This is a genomic window from Rhodococcus sp. 06-462-5 (assembly GCF_002258315.1).
GTDB lineage: Bacteria > Actinomycetota > Actinomycetes > Mycobacteriales > Mycobacteriaceae > Rhodococcoides.
This window is the reverse complement of sequence record NZ_NOYD01000060.1, coordinates 32351-50614: the sequence shown is the minus strand read 5'-3', so window position 1 is coordinate 50614 and position 18264 is coordinate 32351. Positions and strand designations below refer to the sequence as shown.

Sequence of the window (18264 nt, the reverse complement as noted above, 5' to 3'; positions counted from 1 at the left end):
GTTCGATGCACGATACCGCTCGACATCGCTCTGCTTTCTCTCCCGGCCAGCGGGCCACCTCTGCACGTCCGCCCCCACCGTTACTCGGCGGACAAACCGAGCAGCCATCCGATGAACGGCGTAAGACGAGGAACACCGAACCTGAAGAGCAGAAACACCGCGAGGAAGACGGCTATCGTGACCCGCTTGGATCGGAACTCCGTGAAGGAACGGATCGCTATAACGGCAGTGACTGCCACTACCAGGGAGCAGAAGTTCAGCACGTCGTCGCCGCTCATCCGAGCAAACCTGCCGATGCAATCGGGCTGAGTGGGGTCATTTCATGGGGCGTGATGCTGTTCATCGCCGCACCGTAACGATTATGGCACCGATGGCGGAGGTCTTGAACGGAACGTAGAATTCCCCGAATAGGGGAATTCTACGAAGCTTGATCCCACGGGCGTGTCGGACAGTGTTCGGCCACCACCGTCGCCCTGCTGACGTTCAGCATTCTCGATCTCCCCGCCTCCGGTGGCCGTGAACCCGGATCTAGCGCATACCTGCGCCCTGACAATCACTGCCATACAACCTGTTTCGCAGATGTCATGTGCCTGCCCGTTACCTTTTGAGCAGTCCTGATAACCGAGCGTTACGGGTGAGATCGGCCGCGGAATCAGCCTGCGAGAATCACGTTCATCGCATTCAGGAGCGCGCCGACTGCCGGGATTCGGGTCGAGCTCGCCGCACGTAGCGAACGTGTCACGGCCGGCTCGGTCGGCAGATACCGCACCCTGGCCGTTCGGACTCGCGCGGTGTCCGGAACCAGCGCGACGGCCAGACCTGCTTCGACGAGGGCCAGTTGGGTCGAGTAGTCGGACACCTCGTAGCGGATCGTCGGTTCGACTCCAGCTTCGCGCAATGCGTGCACGAGCGCGGAGTGCGCATCCGACCCTGATGGGCATACCGTCCAGATCGATTCCGTTTCGCCGGAGAGGGTTGCCATCTCACGGTTGTCCTCGATCGGTACCGCGAGGTGTACATCCTCGGTGTGGAGCGTGTGGACGTCGATACCTGCGGGGACCGTCGCCGGCCGATGGTCCCAGGACTCGAAGACGACGAGATCGAGGGTGCGGTGCTGGAGGCGGTCGAGCAAATCGATTCCTTCTCCGTCGACGACCTCGGGGCGCAGCAGTGGATACGTGCGAGCAAGGTCTGCCAGAGCTGGGACCACCAGCCGACGTAATGCACTTGCGACCGCGCCTACTCTCAGCGCTCCGGCAACGTCGGTGTCGATCGAGGCAAGGTCGTCTTCTGCGGCTTCGGCGAGAGCGGACATGGCGGCCGCACGTGTCGCCAGTGCGCGACCGGCGGGGGTCAGCCGTATCGACCTTCCCTCTCTCTCGACCAGGGTGGTGCCGGCTTCCTTCTCCAACTTGCGGATGTGTTGCGACACTCCGGGTCCGGTGAGGTGTAAAGATTCTGCAGCTCGAGTGACCGAACCTTGTTCGGCTACTGCGGCGAAAACTTTCATCCGATCCCACGACAACATATAAGTGATACTACTGTTTCAGCGGTAGAACTGGCTAGTAGACTTATCGGTTTGTAACTGGTTGCCTTGACCAGGTGACCAGAACCGCGATACCGAGAGCTGACGCCGCCGATCGGGGGGTGGGCGGGAATGCGGCGCTGGTCATCGCCGGTGCCGCGTCGCTGTCACTGTCCGCAACCTTCGTCAAACTCGCCGATGTCACCTCGGGGACGGCGGCATTTCTACGATGTCTGATCGCGCTGGCGGCTCTCGTTCCGATGGCGCTGTGGGAACTTCACCGACGCGGCGCAATGCCGACGAGGTTGTATCCCATGGCCATTGGTGCCGGAGTCTTCCTCGGAGCGGACTACGTGATGTGGACCGCGAGCATCCTCGACGTCGGTGCCTCGATCGCCACCGTCCTTATCAATGTCCAGGTCGTCGTGCTGCCGCTGATCGCGCTCGTCGTCGATCGAACCGCAATCCCCCGACGATTCCTCATGGCGGTGCCTTGCATGCTGCTCGGCGTTGCACTCGCCGGCGGACTCATCGGCGGAACAGGAGCCGACAACGCGCTCCGCGGGTCCATCCTGGGAATCTCCGCCGGTGCCGCGTACGCGGCCTACCTGTTCCTGAACCGCCGCTCCACCCAGCGAAGCCCCAGCCATCTGGTCACCCCGATCTGTGTGGCCACCGCATCGGCAACGGTCACTGCCGGCATTGTCTCGGCAGGCCTCGGAGACCTCGATCTCGACATCTCCGCGGCCGCGTGGGGATGGATGATCGCGCTCGCTTTGCTCGGACAGGTTGCCGCCTGGCTGTTCATCAGTTCGGGATCCCGATCGCTGGCGGCTAATACCGTCGCGGCCCTACTCCTGCTGCAGCCTGTGCTGGCTATCGCGTTCGGATTCGTTGTCCTCAGCGAGCGACCCACCTGGATTCAACTAGCCGGAGCCGCCGTCGTCGTCGGAGCCGTCTGGACCGCAACCCGACACCCCCACCACCCTGACTCCACTTCAAGCCACGGAAGAGGCCTTCATGACCCCATCTCCGACGAGCATCGATCGAGTCGTCCTACCCACCGATAGCACCATCCCTGTCGCCCGCAGCGCCGAATACGACACCTACTTCAGGATCTCCCGCAGCAACGACCCGCACGCGTGGGCGGTCAGCGCACTGACCGTCGTCACCGCCATCACCACAGATCTGCCGCAGTCCACTCTGGACAACGACTCACGACTCCGCCTACTCGACGCCCTGGCCGTAGTCGTCGGCGATGCCTCCGCCGCAGCAGCCGTGTCCGCACGGGAACGAGATCCTTCCCAATTGGCAGCGCCGACGGACCACAGTGCGGACAATCGCACCCCGCAGGCTCCGAACGACTCTGCACGACAAGCGATCACACGCTGGAAGAAGGGCCACCACCTGTTCCACCTGTTCGTCATATCCATGAACAGCCGGCTCGCGGCAGTGCTGGAGTGCCTTGCAAACAAGCAGTGGCCCACTCTCGCCCACCAACTCACCGAACTAGGGACTCTCTACGCCGGGGCGACCGAGAGCATGCGGTACGCGTCCGATTTCTCACCGGAGATCTACCGTGACTTCGTCCGGCCTTCCATGGAACCGCCCTGGCTCGAACCCGGGTTCTCCGCCGTGTTCAACCGGGATCACGACGTGATGCTCACCCGCGCCAAGATCGTCCGTACAACGCTCAAGACGGCTGAACTTCCCGGCGTCGCAGCAGATTCCGCACGACGGCTCTGGAAGAGCCAGGCCGAGAACCGGCGCGCCCACCAACTCATCTGCCAACGATTCGTCCCCGGCGGCGATTCACTGCTGCAAGAGCACTTCGACAGCACCGGTCAGAGCAACTGAAACAGAAAGGCTTCGCCCTCTCATGATCACCGTCATCGAAACCTGGCACCTGACCGCCGAAGCGGCCGAGAACGCCCTCTCGGTCCTGCAAGAAATGGACGAACTCCTCGACGACAACGCACACCACCACCCGGGGTGGGCGGGCCACGCGCGCTTCTTCCAGCACGCATCGGACCCCCAACGCGTAACGATGACCTACCCCTGGGAAAGCGCCGAGCACGCCACGCACCTCCTCGAATCGGAGACGCCACTACTCGAAGATTTCTACCGCCGGTACTGCGAACGCCCCCGCGAGGTCGTCTTCGCCCACGAGCTGCCGGTCGACGTCGAATGACCCCCGACCCAACAAAGCCGACTGGCGACTGGACTCCCGAGCAGCTCAAAGCCTTCGGCACCGACACCCTCGATCGAATATGTCGACACTTCGCCGCGCTCGACGACGTGCCCGTCACGACGCCGGCCGATGCGGCCGATGTCGCCGACGCGATCGACAGCGAGCTGCCGTCCGAGGCAACAGATTTCGCCGACATACTCGACGACACCTGGAACAACGTCGTTCCGCATTTGACGCACTGGAACCATCCACGATTCCACGCCTACTTCAGCAACAGTTCCTCCGGACCGGCCATCCTCGCCGAGATGACCGCTGCGGCATTGAACGTCAACGTCATGTTGTGGAAGAGCGCGCCCTCGGCTGCCGCCGTCGAAGACACCGTCACCAGATGGCTCGCCGAACTGCTCGACTACCCCGCCGCAGACGCACTGCTCGTCGACGGTGCATCACTGGGCACGTTCTACGCGTTGGCCACCGCCCGCCACCGGGCACAGCCCGAGGTTCGACATCACGGAACATCCGGCCAGAAACCCGGCCGGATCTACGCCTCCGACCAGGCCCACTCGTCGGTCGACAAAGCTGCGATCGCTCTCGGCATCGGGCTCGACAATGTCGTACGCCTACCCACCGACGCTAGCGGCCAACTCGATCCTGCTGCTCTGTCGACTCGCATTGGATCGGACGTCGCGGACGGTTACACACCGATCGCTGTTGTCGCCACCGTCGGTACGACCACTTCAGGTGCTCTCGACCCGGTCGAGGCGATTGCGGCCGTGTGCCGCGACCACCGAGTGTGGCTGCACGTCGACGCCGCGTACGGAGGCTTCTGGCGCATAGCCCCGGCCATCGCGCAGGTCCTTCCGTCACTCGCGGCCGCCGATTCTCTCGTCGCCAACCCACACAAAGTGCTCTTCACCCCTATGGAGTGCGGGGCACTGTTCTGCCGTCACCCCGGAGCACTCGAAGCCGCCTTCACACTGGTTCCCGAATACCTGCGTACCGACACCACCGGCGGTATCGACTACATGAATTACACCCTCAACCTTGGGCGACAATTCCGAGCTCTGAAACTGTGGTGGACCCTGCGCGCCTTCGGAATACGAGGCATCCGAACTCGACTCGAACACAGTCTCACCCTGGCGACGAGGCTGCGAGACGCCCTTGCCGCAGACCCGCGGTGGCATCTCGCGAACGATTCGCCGCTCCCCTTGCTCTGCCTCCGGATCTCCTCTGCCGACGGACAGGCGACGCGGAAGATCCTCGAGACCGTCAACAGCACCCACCGGACGCTGCTCTCCCACTCCGAGCTCGACGGCCACTACGTCATCCGAGTGTCCATCGGCAACATCCACACCACTGCCGACCACATCGACCAACTGGTTGCCGAACTTACCGAGGCAGCCGACGCCGTCGTCGGCACACCCCGACCACTCGCTTCAGTGACCGTCACCCAACAGGAGGTACCTGCATCGTGACCACCACCATTTCCACCGAGGCCATGCTGCACGAGAAGGCGGCAGCAATCTCCGCCATCGGGCGGTGGTCCGCGGCCAACGAGAACTTGCCGTGGGCCCCGGCCCCCGACTCCCATGCCGTGCACTGGAGTTATGCCGAGCTTCGACCGCTCGCGATCGCGGCCGCCGACATGGTCAAGGGCGACCGAGCAGCTCTACGGGTACTGACCCTCGCCAATCCGGGCCATGCCCGCGAGGCCGCCGTCGGATATCTCTATTCGGGGCTGCAGATCATCAACCGCGGTGAAGGTATGACCCCGCATCGGCACGCGCCGACGGCCCTGCGCTACATGCACGAGGGTGACGGGGCATGGACGGCCGTCGGTGGAACCAAGATGTATCTCGAGCCTCGCGACGTGGTGATCACCCCCGCCGGCGAATGGCATGAGCACGGCAACGACAGCCCCACCGACTCCCCCGCCATCTGGCAGGATTGCACCAACGACCCCCTCGTCGCCGCCCTCGCCGCGACACAGTTCGAGCTCCACACCGACAACACCCACCTCGAGCCCCACATTTTCGCGCAAGACAGACACCACCGAAACCTGAGCGAGCCGCTGCTCTACAAGTGGGACAACGTACTTCGCGCTCTCGGTGAGCAACAGCGGACCCACGAGGCCGACCCGCACCACGCATACCGACACACCCTGCACGCAGAAGGAACCCACGACCCTGTCACACCGGTCATCGATGCTGCATTCACACTCCTACCTGCAGGGATCCAAACACAACCGATGCGGCGCACCGCTTCCGCCGTCTTGATCGGGGCACAAGGGTTGTCCACCATCCACGTCGACGGAAAGCCGTTCCGGTGCAGCGAAGGAGACAGCCTCGCCGTTCCATCGTGGTCGACTGTCAGCTACGTCAACGACACCGACATTCCAGCCGTGCTGTTCGAGTTCAACGACGCGCCCGCGATGACCGCCCTCGGTCTCTACCGCGAAGAGAAAGACGCACAACGGTGACACCAACGTCGACCATCACGATCCTGCTGTCCGAAGCCCACATTCTGACGCTCAATGACGGCTCCACTCAACCATGCGGCTTCTGGGCCGAAGAGTTCATCACAGCCCATCGAATCTTCACGGCCGCAAACATACGGACGATCATCGCGACACCCGGCGGCGGCGCTGCGCACGTCGAGCCCGACAGCATGCACGCCCCTCACAGCCCAGACCCTGACGGGTACAGAACGTACCTATCCGGTCTGAGCGAAAATTTGCGCGCGCCGGCCGCGCTCGAAACGGTTGACCCCTCTACCGTCGACGGGATCTTTGTGCCCGGCGGCTACGGGCCAGTGGTGGACCTGCACAAGAACTCTCACGTTGGAGAGTTTCTCCGCGCGCTCCGACGGGAGGGGACCCCGATCGCGACGGTCTGCCATGGAACTGCGGCGTTGCTTGCCGACACAGCATCCGGAGCAACGTGGCCGTATGCAGCCCTGACGATGACGAGTTTCTCGGACCAAGAGGAAGCCGATGTAGGACTGCTCGGCACGCTCCCCTTCACCGTCGAGCAGGAAATCCAGCGCCGGGGCGGCACGTACACCGCAGGACACCCGTGGCAGCAGCACATCGAAATCACCGACACGCTCATCACCGGACAGAACCCCGCCTCCACCGAGGCGGTCGCAGAACAGCTGACCCAACGTATCGCAAACTACTCCAGTTCGACTACCCGTTCAGGAACTCGCTAGTTCACCGGCCGGTTGACCTCTCGGCTTTATCCCTGGATGGAACTGCTCGGAACGCTGTAACGTGCGTGGGATTTGGAATTTTAGAGGCCTATTCTGTCTGTCAGGATTGACGTCTTGGCCGAAGTCGCCACGACCAGCATTCTTAACCACTGACCGACCGAAACGAAAACACGACCATGAAAACCGACATTACAGATACAGAAAACCCGCCACCCTAGGTCGAGTGACGGGTCTTTCCATCGATTAAAGCGCCGCAATAATGCAAATCAACATTAATATCGAAGGGATCAATGTAGACGCTGCTACAACCAATCCCGTTGTTGCCTTAATTACTTCTGTCACGGCAACAATGATCGCCGCTAAGGTGTATAATTTATCTATCATGATTCAAATAGATCCTCCATTCAATAGATTTACCGATGCTTTTCCGGCATCCACCAATTATAGCAGGTAATTCACCTTTTCGCTTGAGCAACCCATTCCTCCAAACGATGAGAACGAACTCTGCGAAGAGTAGAAGGCAGATACTTTAAGTAGTCCTATTGTCGCATCAATTCTGCCGCGCCGCTGCCCGGCAGACCTTACGGAATTGACCGCTTCGATACCTGCGATAGCACTTCCCGGATCACCGGCCAAAACGATTCAAGACCTCGCCTCAATCACCCCGGAGGCGTCGTGCATGCTGGGACCACTCTACAGCTGGCTGACTGCATTCGGCGACCTAGCATTGCTCGACCTCGTAGGCTGCACGAATGGACAGAGCAAGCATTCCGTCGCCTGGCGATATGGACCATCTGAGCAGCGCAGAACGCAAAGCGAAGCGCAAAGATGACCGTGGACGGCGAGTCGGCACCAAAGTGCGCGATTACGAGCGCATGTGCGGATCTGGACCCGATCGATTGGCCGAGACTCTGATTGCGCGCCACAACGTCAGGATGAAGAACACGGAGAAGCTGCCGGATGGATTCCGATTCGAAGCAATCCTTTTTCTGGCACCGATAGCAATACTGGATATCGCGCATCGCAAGCTGAACCTCACTTTGGATCGCGCACCGTCAGCCTATTATGGCAAATGGCCTCACGACCTCGGTTGGGGAGTGGACAGCTGCGTCGCGGCCACCCGACTGCTTCTCGCAGGACAAGTGGTGGCCGCTGCCACGATCGCCCGACAACAACTCGAACGATGGACTGCGGTCATGGCACCTGTCGTCGGAGTCGAGCAACATCCGTCTGAAAAAGTGGAGGACTTCATCGCGCGTGCGTGGACCGCATACGCCGAGCGCATGCCAAATCCTGGCGCACCGCCGGAATCATCCAACATCGAGGGCGACGCAGACCCGACTACTGCGCAAGATATCGAGGGCGACGACAGCTCCGCAAGCACAGAGGAGCCAACCGCACCTCATAAGCACGTCGTCCTGGCGAACGGACGTGAAGTATGCCCAGCCGTCGTCTACGGCGTTCTCAGCGAAATAATGCATGCGCGACTCTTCGAGGAAGCCATGTGGTGGGAGTCGGCCGCGCTCCTGAGCAGATTCGATGTACCAAGTGTCGTATACGGCGCGGTGGACTGCATAGCGGACGCGTTGAGCTTGAGCCTTACCCAGATCCAGTACATGACGGCTGCTGGCCTGTATCGGCAGGGCGATCCCGAGGACGCCGTGACGTTGATAGCAAGTATCAACCTTGCCGTACGGCCGTCGGCTGACGTCGCGTGTGAAGAACCACCAGATGATGCCCTCCCTTATTCGGCATCGTTCGTACTGCCGAGATTGCCTACAGTCATGCCATTGTCGCCCGATGAAGGCCTCTTGCCGGTGTTTGTTCGCTACCTAGACGATCAACGATCCACGTACGAGTCGCTGGCCTGGAATCATCGGCCCGCAGGTCGCTTGTATCGGGACGACGAGCTTGCGACTTTAGCCTTCGGCGCTCATCGCCAGGCGAGTGCATCGTTTGCGCTACGAGCCCTCGCCGCCGAGCGAGACGAACTAGGCGACGATTTCAACATTGACTCGGTGGCCTCGCGCGGGACGAACTACATCGTGGTTGCCGAGTTGGCAGCTCTTGCTGCTCTGTGGACACGCAACGGTCCTCTGCTACCAGCAGCATCGACTCCACTGGCTCTGGTGTCGTCGACGTTGCGGTCCGCATACTGGCTGTGGTTGGAAGACGACGACCGGGCGATGGCCTCGCTTCGATGCACGCTCGAACAAATCGCTCGATCAAGAGTCCACCGGACGAAACCGGAGAAAGCGCAGCGCCTTGAAAAATCCGTACACAACAAGCCCCAGCGGTGGATAGAGACCGCCGGGTGGAGTCGACTGTCGGCTTGGAATCGAGTATTGGGCGCATACGCGCACGCCCACAAAAAGCCTAACTGGGAAGGCGCAAGAGAGCTCCTGAAGGACTTGCAGCTCGACGCTCACGAGCCGTACGCCTTGCAACGCGCGCGTGGTGACGCACTGAATGTGGTGACGACTCTGGTGGCGCACGAGTCAATCAGCATTCTGGCTCTATTCTCACAGAAGGTGGCGGCTACCGCCGCTGAACTGCTGGAAAACCACTCAGGCTTGGACATGACACGGGAATGGATGGATGCGTTGATGAGTAACGCACTTGCCCATCGGAAAACACCGATTACAGAACAAGACTGATCGGCCAGCCCGAACACCCCGCTCCGGTAGCTACTCGACGGGCTGGGCGGCGTCGGCGGGGCACCATTGGTGATCGAGGCGTTATGCGGTTCTGAACTTTGTCCGCAGGTATCGGTGATAGCTTGCGGCTGTGCATTCGGGGGGTTCCGGCGTATTGGGCTGGCGACTGTTTTTCACTCGTCAGCAGTTGCCTATACCTCGGTCAGTGAACGACCCGGGGGCTGAATCGGAGGATCTCGACAGATTGCCTCACACCGGCAAAACGCCGGATGGCACTCCGTACCTGATCGATCCGTCCGGACGATACGACGTACGCCTGAACGACTTTTTCACCACGGAGTTGATCAACGCACCGCCGACCACCCAGGCAGCGTATGCGTACGACCTGAAACGGTTCCTGAAATTCCTATGGGACAACCGATCCCAGAGATCATGGACTGATGCAACGCCAGGCGATCGTGATGCGTACAAGCATTGGCGATTGCTCGACCCGGCGGGCGCACGAGTAGAAGCTACGACGTGGGACCGTGAGGTAGCGACGGTGAACCAGTTCTATCGCTGGGCAGTCGTACGCGGGCACGCCGCATGTAACCCGTTCGTGCAGCGCCTATCTCGCAGCCGAGATCCACGGAGACCCCGCGGTCAAACACCGGCAGAGTCATCGCACAGGGGCCGAGTCAATGACGTCGCGTGGCTCCCACCGGCCACGTATCGGCGGTGGCGCGATATAGGTGTCCGAGGTTTCGACATGGCAGGGTTGCCGGATCCGGCGTTCCGCGGACGGTTTGCCTCACGGAACGGGGCTTATTGCGACCTGATGATTCGCACCGGTTTACGGTTGTCCGAGCAGACAAGCTTGAGTGTGTTCGAATTCCCTCACCCAGTAGCGGGCACGTTGAACGTTCGATCGTGGCTTCCGCGGAGTATCGCCAAGGGTGGATCGGCCCGCCACATCTACTTCCCGATGTCGACGTTGACCGAGGTATGGAACTACATCGCGATAGAGCGGGCGGAAGCCATCGAGATGGCCCAGGCGAACGGCGCGTACGAGCAGATTCGGAGTCCGCTGATCGTTGCCAATCGGCTTCGGCCGTTCGTTCGAATCGGCGGCGAACGGGTCGACGCTGCCAAGCTCACCCACGACGAGCGGCGCCGTACTTTCATCGAGTGCCGCGAGGGCTTGGAGCCAATTGCCCTGTGGATCAACGAGGACGGTCTTCCGAGCAAGCCGTCCGCGTGGCAGGAAGTGTTCAAGACAGCAAACCGCCGCTGTGTGCGCCGCGAGGTCCCGATCCGGTGTCATCCGCACATGCTTCGGCATTCGTTTGCCGTGATCACTCTCGAACAACTGTGGCGCGGGCATATCAAGGAGCTGACACCGATGTCGGGACCTCAGCGCGAGACGTACCAACGTGTGTTCGGCGACCCGCTGAACTGGATCCGCATTCGATTGGGGCATCGCTCGATCGAGACGACACAGATCTACCTGCACACCCTCTCGGAATTGGAGATGGAGACGCGCGTGGCGTTGGTCCCCGACGGGTGGGAGCCCACCGTTGTCGAGAAGCGAGTCGACCCCGACTTATCCTGCGCGGACAATTGCGTTGTCTGAGCCGATCAACGGCCAAGTGCGCCGTGCGGGACTGCATCACGTGGCACCGCATCCAGATGGCTACTACCAGCCCGATGTCACCGAGCAATCAGCAGGCGACCCGCCGGTTGTGCGGTTCTACGGCGAGGACAACAGGACAGCGCACTATTCGTTCGCGCGGTTGCCCTGCCCTGAGCTTCACGCCGATCTGGCTGTCGCATGGGCGGCTCGAATCGGGCCGGTGGGTCAGGTGCGCACCCGTTCGGGTGCCGACAACGGGTGGATCACTCTGCAGCGTTTCCTGAGGTTCCTCGGCGATCTCCCACAGCCGCCTGTCTGTTTGGACCGAGTGACGGTGGCGAATCTCGAGCACTATCGCGCACTGCAGCTCAAAAGAACCACTGCGACGCGCGTGACCCAACAGATGGCTGCAGTGAAACTGATACTTCGCCACCTGCCGGTCACCCGATTGCACTGGGAGGTCGCAGAATACGTAGCGCGACCGGGTGACTTCCATGAACCTCACCGACCCGGGGCCGGCGCGGCTCCCGGATACTCGGACCGCGAGTTCATGGCGATCATGGCAGCGGCACGTTCGGACGTCGCTGCCCTTCGCGGGCGGCTGCGGTCGTCGCGGCGATTGCTGTCCGTGTTCGAGCTGCAGCCGCACACGCTTTCAGCGGCAGAACGCGAGCGAGCCGCGCATCTGGCGGAGATGGCGAGCACCGGTGCCGTCACACCACCGCAACGCCCGAGCACTGTCTCCGGATCTGTCACCGACCTGGCCGGATGGCTGACGAAGGCCGGTCAACTATTTCTCACGACCCGCGACGTGCTGCCCCTGCTCGTGCTGGGCGTCGGACTCAGTGGCCGTAACAGCGAAACAATCAAGGAGCTTTCGCCCGAGCACCGCGTTCTGGAGGATCGCGCGGTAGCGGTCAACGTGATCAAGCGCCGGCGAGGAAAGGCTCGTACCTGCGAAACAGTGCACTGGGAGGGCGGCCCGAACGACTCCGGACTGCACACCCCCGGCGGCTTCTTCCTACTGCTCCACGAGTTGACCAGCAGTAGCAGAGCATTCAGCGGTAGCCGACGGGTGTGGTCCATTTGGACACGTGACAACATGCGAGGAACAGCGGACTTCATCCGGACGCGCTCGGCAGCCAACGGTCACATCGACCCTTTCGATCTGCAGGTTGGCCGATGGCTCGAGCATCGCAAGTGGGTTGCGCAGCATGGTCTGACAGCCGACGGCAATGGTCCGGGGGCGGAACCGTTGGTGTTGTCGATGAACCGTCTGAAAACCACGGTGGAAGTGCGTCGAACACGCGCTGTCGGAGGGCATCTCAGGTCTGCGTCGAGAACGAACACGCCGGATGTGTCATTTCTGCACTACCTGCGTAGCGATCCTAGGGTGCGTGACTGGGCCGATGAGGTACTCACCGAAGCACTCCACGAGGCAGAACACAATGCTCATGCCTTCCGTGGGAGAATTCTCGGACCCACTGGGGCGGCTGCATTCGTGTCGGATCCAACTGGCACCGCCGCCGGACTGGGTGTTTCGGTCGATCAGATCCGGCGCGCAGTCGACGGCGAACTGGACACCTTGGTGAGTTCGTGTCTGGACTTCGAGCACAGCCCATTCAGCGGCGGCGGAGTGTGTGGGGTGTCCTTCCTGACCTGCCTGCGCTGCCCGAACGCGTTGGTCACCGAACGCCACCTCCCCCACCTTTTCTCGTTGCTCGACTGGCTTCAACGTGATCTCGACCAACGCGACATCGACGATTGGTGTGGTCGGCACGGCGTCACTTGGCTGATCATCACCCGCCTGATACTTCCCAAATTTACTGATGCGCAACAGGAACAGGCCCGCGCCGCGAAACCTGACGACCTACCCGCCGACCTGCTCGACGGATTGAAGGAACTCGCATGAGCTTGCCAGCACCCCACCCCGGGCCAGCACGGATATCTGCCGAAACGCTGGTGCTCGGGGACCGAACTTTGCGACCGGGCGCGGTACTCGAAGACACGGCACGCTTTTCGGACACGGTGTGGAGGCTGGGACCCGCACAGCGACAACAACACCAGAAGCAGATATCCATCGACTTCACCAATGTTCCTAAGAGTTTTCGCGAGGTCGCGAAACAGGTTACTTACGCATTGCTCCGGGCGGATCGTCCTCGCGGGTGCGAACGCATCAAGGCGATCGACACGGTCGCAAACCTGTCCGGGCAAGTGGGTGCGGTCCTGCGCTGGGTCGACAACCGTGGCCTACGCTCGATCTCCGCGATCACGCGCGACGACCTACGGGCCTTCAAGCAGCATGTGCACGAGCTCCGCCTCACCGACGGAAGCAGAGCGCACCTTCCGCGGGCCTTTCAGCTGCTGTGGCTCTGCCGTGCACACCTCGATGATCCTTTGACCTTCGATCCGGCCGCCGCCCTCGATACACCCCGGTCCGGACACTCCCAGCACGGACACGAGAACGAGACCGCCCGCATACCCGAGCAGGTGCACGCACCGCTACTGGTCTGGGCCATGCGATGGGTCGACGATTTCGCACCCGATGTGCTCCGCGCCGGGGCAGAGTGGCACACGCTGCAAAGACCCCCGGCCGCGCCGGGACAAGATCGCCGAGGGCCGCAGACAGACACACGGGCCAACGTCGCGGCGATCTCCCGGGTAATAGCTCGCTATCGCGGTGAACGACGCGCGCTTCCGGCCTACCAAGGAACGGTGAATTTGAGTCACCTGCGCCGCGAAGCCAATCTCGGCCGCTCGGTCGTCGGCCCGACCCGGCCCGCCGGCGCGGTCATCATCGCTGCCGTCGCCGAGCTCGGGATCGACGACGACACCTACCTGCGGGCACCGATCGACGGACTGTTGGACGGACAACTCTGGCGGGGACGGATCCGATATGCGGAACTCGAAGAACTCACCAGGATGCTGTACATCGCCTGCTACATCGTGATCATCTACCTCTCCGGCATGCGGGACAGCGAGGTCAAACACCTACAGCGAGGATGCGTATCGGTATGGCGGGACGACACCGGAAAGGTCGCAAGGCACCGGATAACCGGAGTGGCGTTCAAAGGTGAACGACAGGCCACCGGGGTCGCCGCCACCTGGGTCGTTACCGCGCCTGCACAACGGGCAGTTGCAGTCCTGGAACGGTTGCAACCCACGACGGAGAAATACCTGTTTGCGCTGCCCCCGACCTCGAGAAGAAGCGGCAGCCCGCGGCCCAACCATGTGAAATCTACCGCTGCCACGAACCGCGACCTGGCCGACTTCGTAAGTTGGATCGACAAATTCAGCAGCAAACTCGGTCACCGCGATCGGATTCCCGAGGTCAATGGCGCGGCATGGAAGCTGAGCAGCCGACAGTTCCGGCGAACCCTGGCCTGGTACATCGCGAGACGCCCCGGCGGGAGCATCGCCGGGGCACTGCAATATCGCCACGTGCGCGTCCAGATGTTCGAGGGCTACGCCGGCACCTCCCAGTCGGGGTTCCGCGACGAAGCCGAAGACGACATCGCCCGCGGCGACAAGCTCGCCGACCTGATCACCAACCCGGATCTGCACCGTCTGACCGGACCCGCCGCCGCCGAGGCAGAACGACGGCTCGCTGAATTCGAGCGTCACGTTCGATTCGACGGCACGGTCATCAACGACCCCAAACGAATGCAACGCCACATGGCACGTCACGACCCCCACATCTACCCAGGCGAATTCGTGACCTGCGTCCACAACCCCGACCGCGCGCTCTGCCGACGAAGCGACGGACGAGACGGACCGTCACTGCCGGACTGCCAACCACTGCGCTGCCGCAACGCAGCACTGACCACCGGCAACCGCGAGCAGATGAAGGAAGCGCTGCAGTCCTACGACCGCGAACTCTCCGACACCGTCCGTCTGGGCCCCTATGTTCGTCACCGCCTCCAACTCAAACGATCCGAAATCGCAGAATTCCTCACCGACGAGCACAACGTTTCACTCACAGCACCGTGAAGAAACCACTCCCCGATGACGCCGCAGTCCAGGCCGCGATGGATGGCGTGCTTACCGAATGCGAAACATCGGGGCGTCGAGCAACCGTCACCTCGGTAGAGGACCGTCTCGGCATTACCCACGCGACGTTCTACCGGAACTATCCCGCCCTCATCACCTGGTTCCAGCAACAAAACAAGAGTCGGGCAGCGACACAGGTCAGCCGAAAAGACAGTGCAGCAGACGATCTCGCTCGACTGCGGCGCGATAACTCCGACCTGAAAAAGCTAGTGGCGATCTACGCGAACGCAATCCGTCAACTCACCCTCGACAACGCAGCGATGACAGCGGAGCTCGATAAGACGTCCGGCGTCACCACACTCAGACCTCGATGAAGCTGGCACCTTCTCCAGCCCAACTCCGATCCGCGTCGGCCGTAGCCGTGACCTCGCTGGTCAGGTTGACATATCGCGTGCCCAAACGCTTCCCGGGCGGATACGCAAGCCAGTGGCCAACGCGAATGGAGCGAAGCCTTGAGCCCAATGCGACAATCTCACCCCACCTCGAAGCTCCGGCGACTCCGGTGTTGCAGCTCTCGTGCCCGGACCGGCTCACACCCGCCCCGAGTTACCGCCACCGCTCTGAGCTGTAGGTCTAGATCGCAGGGTCAGGCGGTTTTGCGAATCACTGTTGTGGCGTACTCGACCGATCCTGGCCGTCTGCCAGGACGTTCGGGAACAGAGCAGTGAGAAGAGTTGAATACGCGGTATTCCAAGTCCATTGCGCCGCAACCCAACTGCGTCCGCGTTCACCCATCGCGCGGGCGCGGACCGGGTTGTCGAGGAGTTCGACGATGGCTTGGGTCAATTGCTCGACGTCTTTGACTACATAGCCAGTTCGGCCTGCCTGCACGGTTTCGGGGGCACCTCCGGAATCACCCGCGATGATCGGCAGTCCCATGGCGGAGGCCTCCAGGTATGCGATACCGAGTCCCTCCTCTTCGAGTCCCAGGCGACGCGTTCGGCACGGCATCGCGAAGATCGTGGCGCCGGCGAGGACTTGCGCAACGAGCTCGTGCGGAAGTCCCCCAACGAAGGTCACCGCGTTCTCCACGCCCTTTGTCCGGGCCAGACGCTGCAGACGTCGACGGTCAGGGCCGTCGCCGACGAGAAGCAACGTGGTGTCGGGATGTCGTTCCAGAACCGCAGGAAGCGCACGAATCAACGAGTCCTGGCCTTTCCGCGGGACGAGACGCGCGGTGCACACGATCACGCCGCTGTTGCCGTCCGGGGATGGATCGGGGCCCGCCACGGAGCCGCGCACGGGGTTGAATTGTTCGACGTCGACGCCCGGGCTCAAACGCACCAACGCTGTATCGGGCGTAACCGCTGGCAGGATTGCGCGGTAGGTATGGCCGGAGATGTACGTCAGCACGTCGACCCAACGGCCAATTGTGTGCAATCCCCACCGCGTCAAAGGAACCTTGGCCCACCATGTTTCATGCCCGTGAGTGGTGGCGACGACCCGCTTCACCCCGCAGGCCCGAAGCGCGGGAGCGATCAGGCCCAGGGGAGCTGCGGCAGCGATCCACGCGGTATCGCAGCCGTGTTCGAGCGCGATTCGACCTGCCCTGCGCATCACCCGTCCCGTCGGAAGCAGGGTTCGGCTGCGGTCCCGTATGACCAAGAATGGAAGCGAAGCGTCGTATGCGGCTGCTCCGCGTTCCGCCGAGGTGTAGACCACGATCGACTCGGACGGAAAGCGGTGAGCCATTTCCGATGCGAACGTTTCGATGCCGCCCTGCCTCGGCGGGAAGTCGTTGGTCACGATCAAGGTCCGGCTCATGCCGCGACCCGCTCGCTTTCACGATTGGGACTCGAGACGGCGGTGTCCGTTCCGGGAACCCTCGCAATCCACGCCATTCCCCAGAACATCAAAGGGTAGGCGAAGTACCCGAACCTGGCCGAAGGGGCAAGAAGGAACAGCACGGTGAGCCCGAGTGCAGCGATCGAGCAGGCCGCCGCGAACGTGCGCGGTGGTTTCACGCACAGTCTGATTCCGATGACGATGGCACCGACGAAAAGTGCGAGCAAAGAAACGATGTGGCCGTACTCGCCCGCTTCCGCCAACGCGCCGCCGATCACCGACGAGCCTGCCGGAGTCGGAACGTCTGCGCGACCGAGTGGGAACAACACCGTGTGCTCCACCAGTGCGCCGCCATCGAGGATCACTGGAGGAACGACTACCGCTCCCGCCAGAGCAACGGACACCGCACTGACCCGCACTGCTGACCATGTACCGGCGCGTTGACGATGTAGTACCAACGCGACGATGGCTACCGGCCATGCGGTCCACTTCAGTGCGCATGCGAACGCCAACACAGCAGCCGCGGCCCATCGGCGGTCTGCCGCCATCAGCGCCAAACCGAGCAGACAAGCACCGATGACCGGCAGATCCACCCCACCTGTGCACAGCGGAATCGCGATGAGAGGGGACGCTGTGAGAAGCCCGAGCTTCCCGAACGACTCCTGATCGATTCGTCCCCGGTCGGATCTCGTCAGCCGAACAACGATGAGCACACAGGCGGCGAAGAACACTCCGAACCAGACTCTGGGGTCCCCGAGCGGACCCTCCAGGACGACGCCAGGCAGCCCGAACAACGCCATCGCCGGAAGGTACGGGTTGTACTGAGTCAGCTCGTGAGGGTCATTGACATATGGACTGCCGGTGTCGAGCAAGTGGCGGGCCGAGTCGATGACTACTGCAACCTCGAGCTGCGCGAGTGCGCCCCCGATCAGCACGATCATCGGAACCAACACAGCGCCCAACACAGCGACACCAGCCGCTCGAGGTCGATTACGTGATCGCAACAGGACCGCACCCGCAGCGAGATAGCCAGTGACAGCGCACACTCCCCACACCCGATGCGTGGTCAATTCGGTGGTCATCACGTACACGGCCGTGTACGCGGCGAGTGCCACGTAGATCCCGACGAGTAGGCGGTCCCGACCGACAATGCTACGAGAATCCCTCTGTAAGAGCATGTTTCGACGCTACAAAGACAGTGGGACTATGTCGTCACGCATCGGAGCCAAACTCG

At 62.1% G+C, this 18264-nt stretch carries 15 protein-coding genes and 1 pseudogene; 12 read left to right on the top strand and 4 right to left on the bottom strand.

What is annotated here, in order from left to right; genetic code table 11:
* Nucleotides 1–80: 80 nt before the first annotated feature.
* Both CH251_RS26085 and CH251_RS26080 read right to left on the bottom strand, forming a co-directional pair.
* A complete protein-coding gene (locus CH251_RS26085) occupies nucleotides 81–278 on the bottom strand; it encodes a hypothetical protein (RefSeq protein ID WP_032375875.1) in 198 nt (65 codons plus the stop codon).
* A gap of 374 nt (nucleotides 279–652) precedes the next feature.
* On the bottom strand, nucleotides 653–1510 hold the full coding sequence (locus tag CH251_RS26080; RefSeq protein WP_158514280.1) for a LysR family transcriptional regulator: 858 nt from the start codon (nucleotides 1508–1510) through the stop codon (nucleotides 653–655).
* A 92-nt stretch (nucleotides 1511–1602) separates the two neighbouring features.
* On the opposite strand from CH251_RS26080, the gene CH251_RS26075 reads away from it, so the two are divergent.
* From CH251_RS26075 to CH251_RS26025, 12 genes and pseudogenes are all read left to right on the top strand, one after another.
* On the top strand, nucleotides 1603–2595 hold the full coding sequence (locus CH251_RS26075) for a DMT family transporter (protein ID WP_230591638.1): 993 nt from the start codon (nucleotides 1603–1605) through the stop codon (nucleotides 2593–2595).
* Nucleotides 2546–3382 carry a hypothetical protein gene (locus CH251_RS26070; protein ID WP_015586201.1) on the top strand — a complete coding sequence of 279 codons (837 nt, stop codon included), beginning with the start codon at nucleotides 2546–2548 and terminating at the stop codon, nucleotides 3380–3382. The genes CH251_RS26075 and CH251_RS26070 overlap by 50 nt, the downstream gene beginning before the upstream one ends.
* 22 nt (nucleotides 3383–3404) lie before the next feature.
* A complete protein-coding gene (locus CH251_RS26065; RefSeq protein ID WP_015586200.1) occupies nucleotides 3405–3716 on the top strand; it encodes an antibiotic biosynthesis monooxygenase in 312 nt (103 codons plus the stop codon).
* Nucleotides 3713–5191: a pyridoxal-dependent decarboxylase gene (locus tag CH251_RS26060; RefSeq protein ID WP_015586199.1), complete on the top strand. Its 1479-nt coding sequence runs from the start codon at nucleotides 3713–3715 to the stop codon at nucleotides 5189–5191. The genes CH251_RS26065 and CH251_RS26060 overlap by 4 nt, the downstream gene beginning before the upstream one ends.
* Nucleotides 5188–6195, top strand: a complete 1008-nt coding sequence (locus tag CH251_RS26055) for a cupin domain-containing protein (RefSeq protein ID WP_015586198.1) — start codon at nucleotides 5188–5190, stop codon at nucleotides 6193–6195. The genes CH251_RS26060 and CH251_RS26055 overlap by 4 nt, the downstream gene beginning before the upstream one ends.
* Nucleotides 6192–6926 (top strand): type 1 glutamine amidotransferase domain-containing protein, encoded by a 735-nt coding sequence (locus tag CH251_RS26050; RefSeq protein WP_015586197.1) that lies wholly within the window; start codon nucleotides 6192–6194, stop codon nucleotides 6924–6926. Before CH251_RS26055 ends, CH251_RS26050 begins: the two co-directional genes overlap by 4 nt.
* A gap of 752 nt (nucleotides 6927–7678) precedes the next feature.
* Nucleotides 7679–9583 carry a hypothetical protein gene (locus tag CH251_RS26045; RefSeq protein WP_015586196.1) on the top strand — a complete coding sequence of 635 codons (1905 nt, stop codon included), beginning with the start codon at nucleotides 7679–7681 and terminating at the stop codon, nucleotides 9581–9583.
* A gap of 130 nt (nucleotides 9584–9713) precedes the next feature.
* A pseudogene (locus tag CH251_RS28330) lies at nucleotides 9714–10145 on the top strand (site-specific integrase); the annotation flags it as partial.
* A 294-nt stretch (nucleotides 10146–10439) separates the two neighbouring features.
* Nucleotides 10440–11195, top strand: coding sequence for a site-specific integrase (locus CH251_RS28100; protein ID WP_230598334.1), 756 nt, complete (start codon nucleotides 10440–10442; stop codon nucleotides 11193–11195).
* Nucleotides 11188–13107, top strand: a complete 1920-nt coding sequence (locus tag CH251_RS26035; RefSeq protein WP_015586194.1) for a hypothetical protein — start codon at nucleotides 11188–11190, stop codon at nucleotides 13105–13107. Before CH251_RS28100 ends, CH251_RS26035 begins: the two co-directional genes overlap by 8 nt.
* Entirely contained in the window at nucleotides 13104–15185 is a 2082-nt protein-coding gene (locus CH251_RS26030) for a hypothetical protein (RefSeq protein WP_139278551.1), read from the top strand. Before CH251_RS26035 ends, CH251_RS26030 begins: the two co-directional genes overlap by 4 nt.
* Entirely contained in the window at nucleotides 15182–15559 is a 378-nt protein-coding gene (locus tag CH251_RS26025; protein WP_015586192.1) for a hypothetical protein, read from the top strand. The genes CH251_RS26030 and CH251_RS26025 overlap by 4 nt, the downstream gene beginning before the upstream one ends.
* A 289-nt stretch (nucleotides 15560–15848) precedes the next feature.
* Here CH251_RS26025 and CH251_RS26020 read toward each other — a convergent pair whose 3' ends face one another.
* Together CH251_RS26020 and CH251_RS26015 are read right to left on the bottom strand one after the other, a co-directional pair.
* A complete protein-coding gene (locus CH251_RS26020) occupies nucleotides 15849–17009 on the bottom strand; it encodes a glycosyltransferase family 4 protein (protein WP_015586190.1) in 1161 nt (386 codons plus the stop codon).
* Nucleotides 17006–18208 (bottom strand): glycosyltransferase 87 family protein, encoded by a 1203-nt coding sequence (locus CH251_RS26015; RefSeq protein ID WP_015586189.1) that lies wholly within the window; start codon nucleotides 18206–18208, stop codon nucleotides 17006–17008. Before CH251_RS26015 ends, CH251_RS26020 begins: the two co-directional genes overlap by 4 nt.
* Nucleotides 18209–18264: the final 56 nt, after the last annotated feature.

Coding starts and splice junctions, on each gene's coding strand:
- CH251_RS26085 (WP_032375875.1), bottom strand. CDS start 278: ATGAGCGGCGACGACGTGCTGAACTTCTGCTCCCTGGTAGTGGCAGTC.
- CH251_RS26080 (WP_158514280.1), bottom strand. CDS start 1,510: ATGAAAGTTTTCGCCGCAGTAGCCGAACAAGGTTCGGTCACTCGAGCT.
- CH251_RS26070 (WP_015586201.1), top strand. CDS start 2,546: ATGACCCCATCTCCGACGAGCATCGATCGAGTCGTCCTACCCACCGAT.
- CH251_RS26065 (WP_015586200.1), top strand. CDS start 3,405: ATGATCACCGTCATCGAAACCTGGCACCTGACCGCCGAAGCGGCCGAG.
- CH251_RS26060 (WP_015586199.1), top strand. CDS start 3,713: ATGACCCCCGACCCAACAAAGCCGACTGGCGACTGGACTCCCGAGCAG.
- CH251_RS26045 (WP_015586196.1), top strand. CDS start 7,679: ATGGACAGAGCAAGCATTCCGTCGCCTGGCGATATGGACCATCTGAGC.
- CH251_RS26030 (WP_139278551.1), top strand. CDS start 13,104: ATGAGCTTGCCAGCACCCCACCCCGGGCCAGCACGGATATCTGCCGAA.
- CH251_RS26020 (WP_015586190.1), bottom strand. CDS start 17,009: ATGAGCCGGACCTTGATCGTGACCAACGACTTCCCGCCGAGGCAGGGC.
- CH251_RS26015 (WP_015586189.1), bottom strand. CDS start 18,208: ATGCTCTTACAGAGGGATTCTCGTAGCATTGTCGGTCGGGACCGCCTA.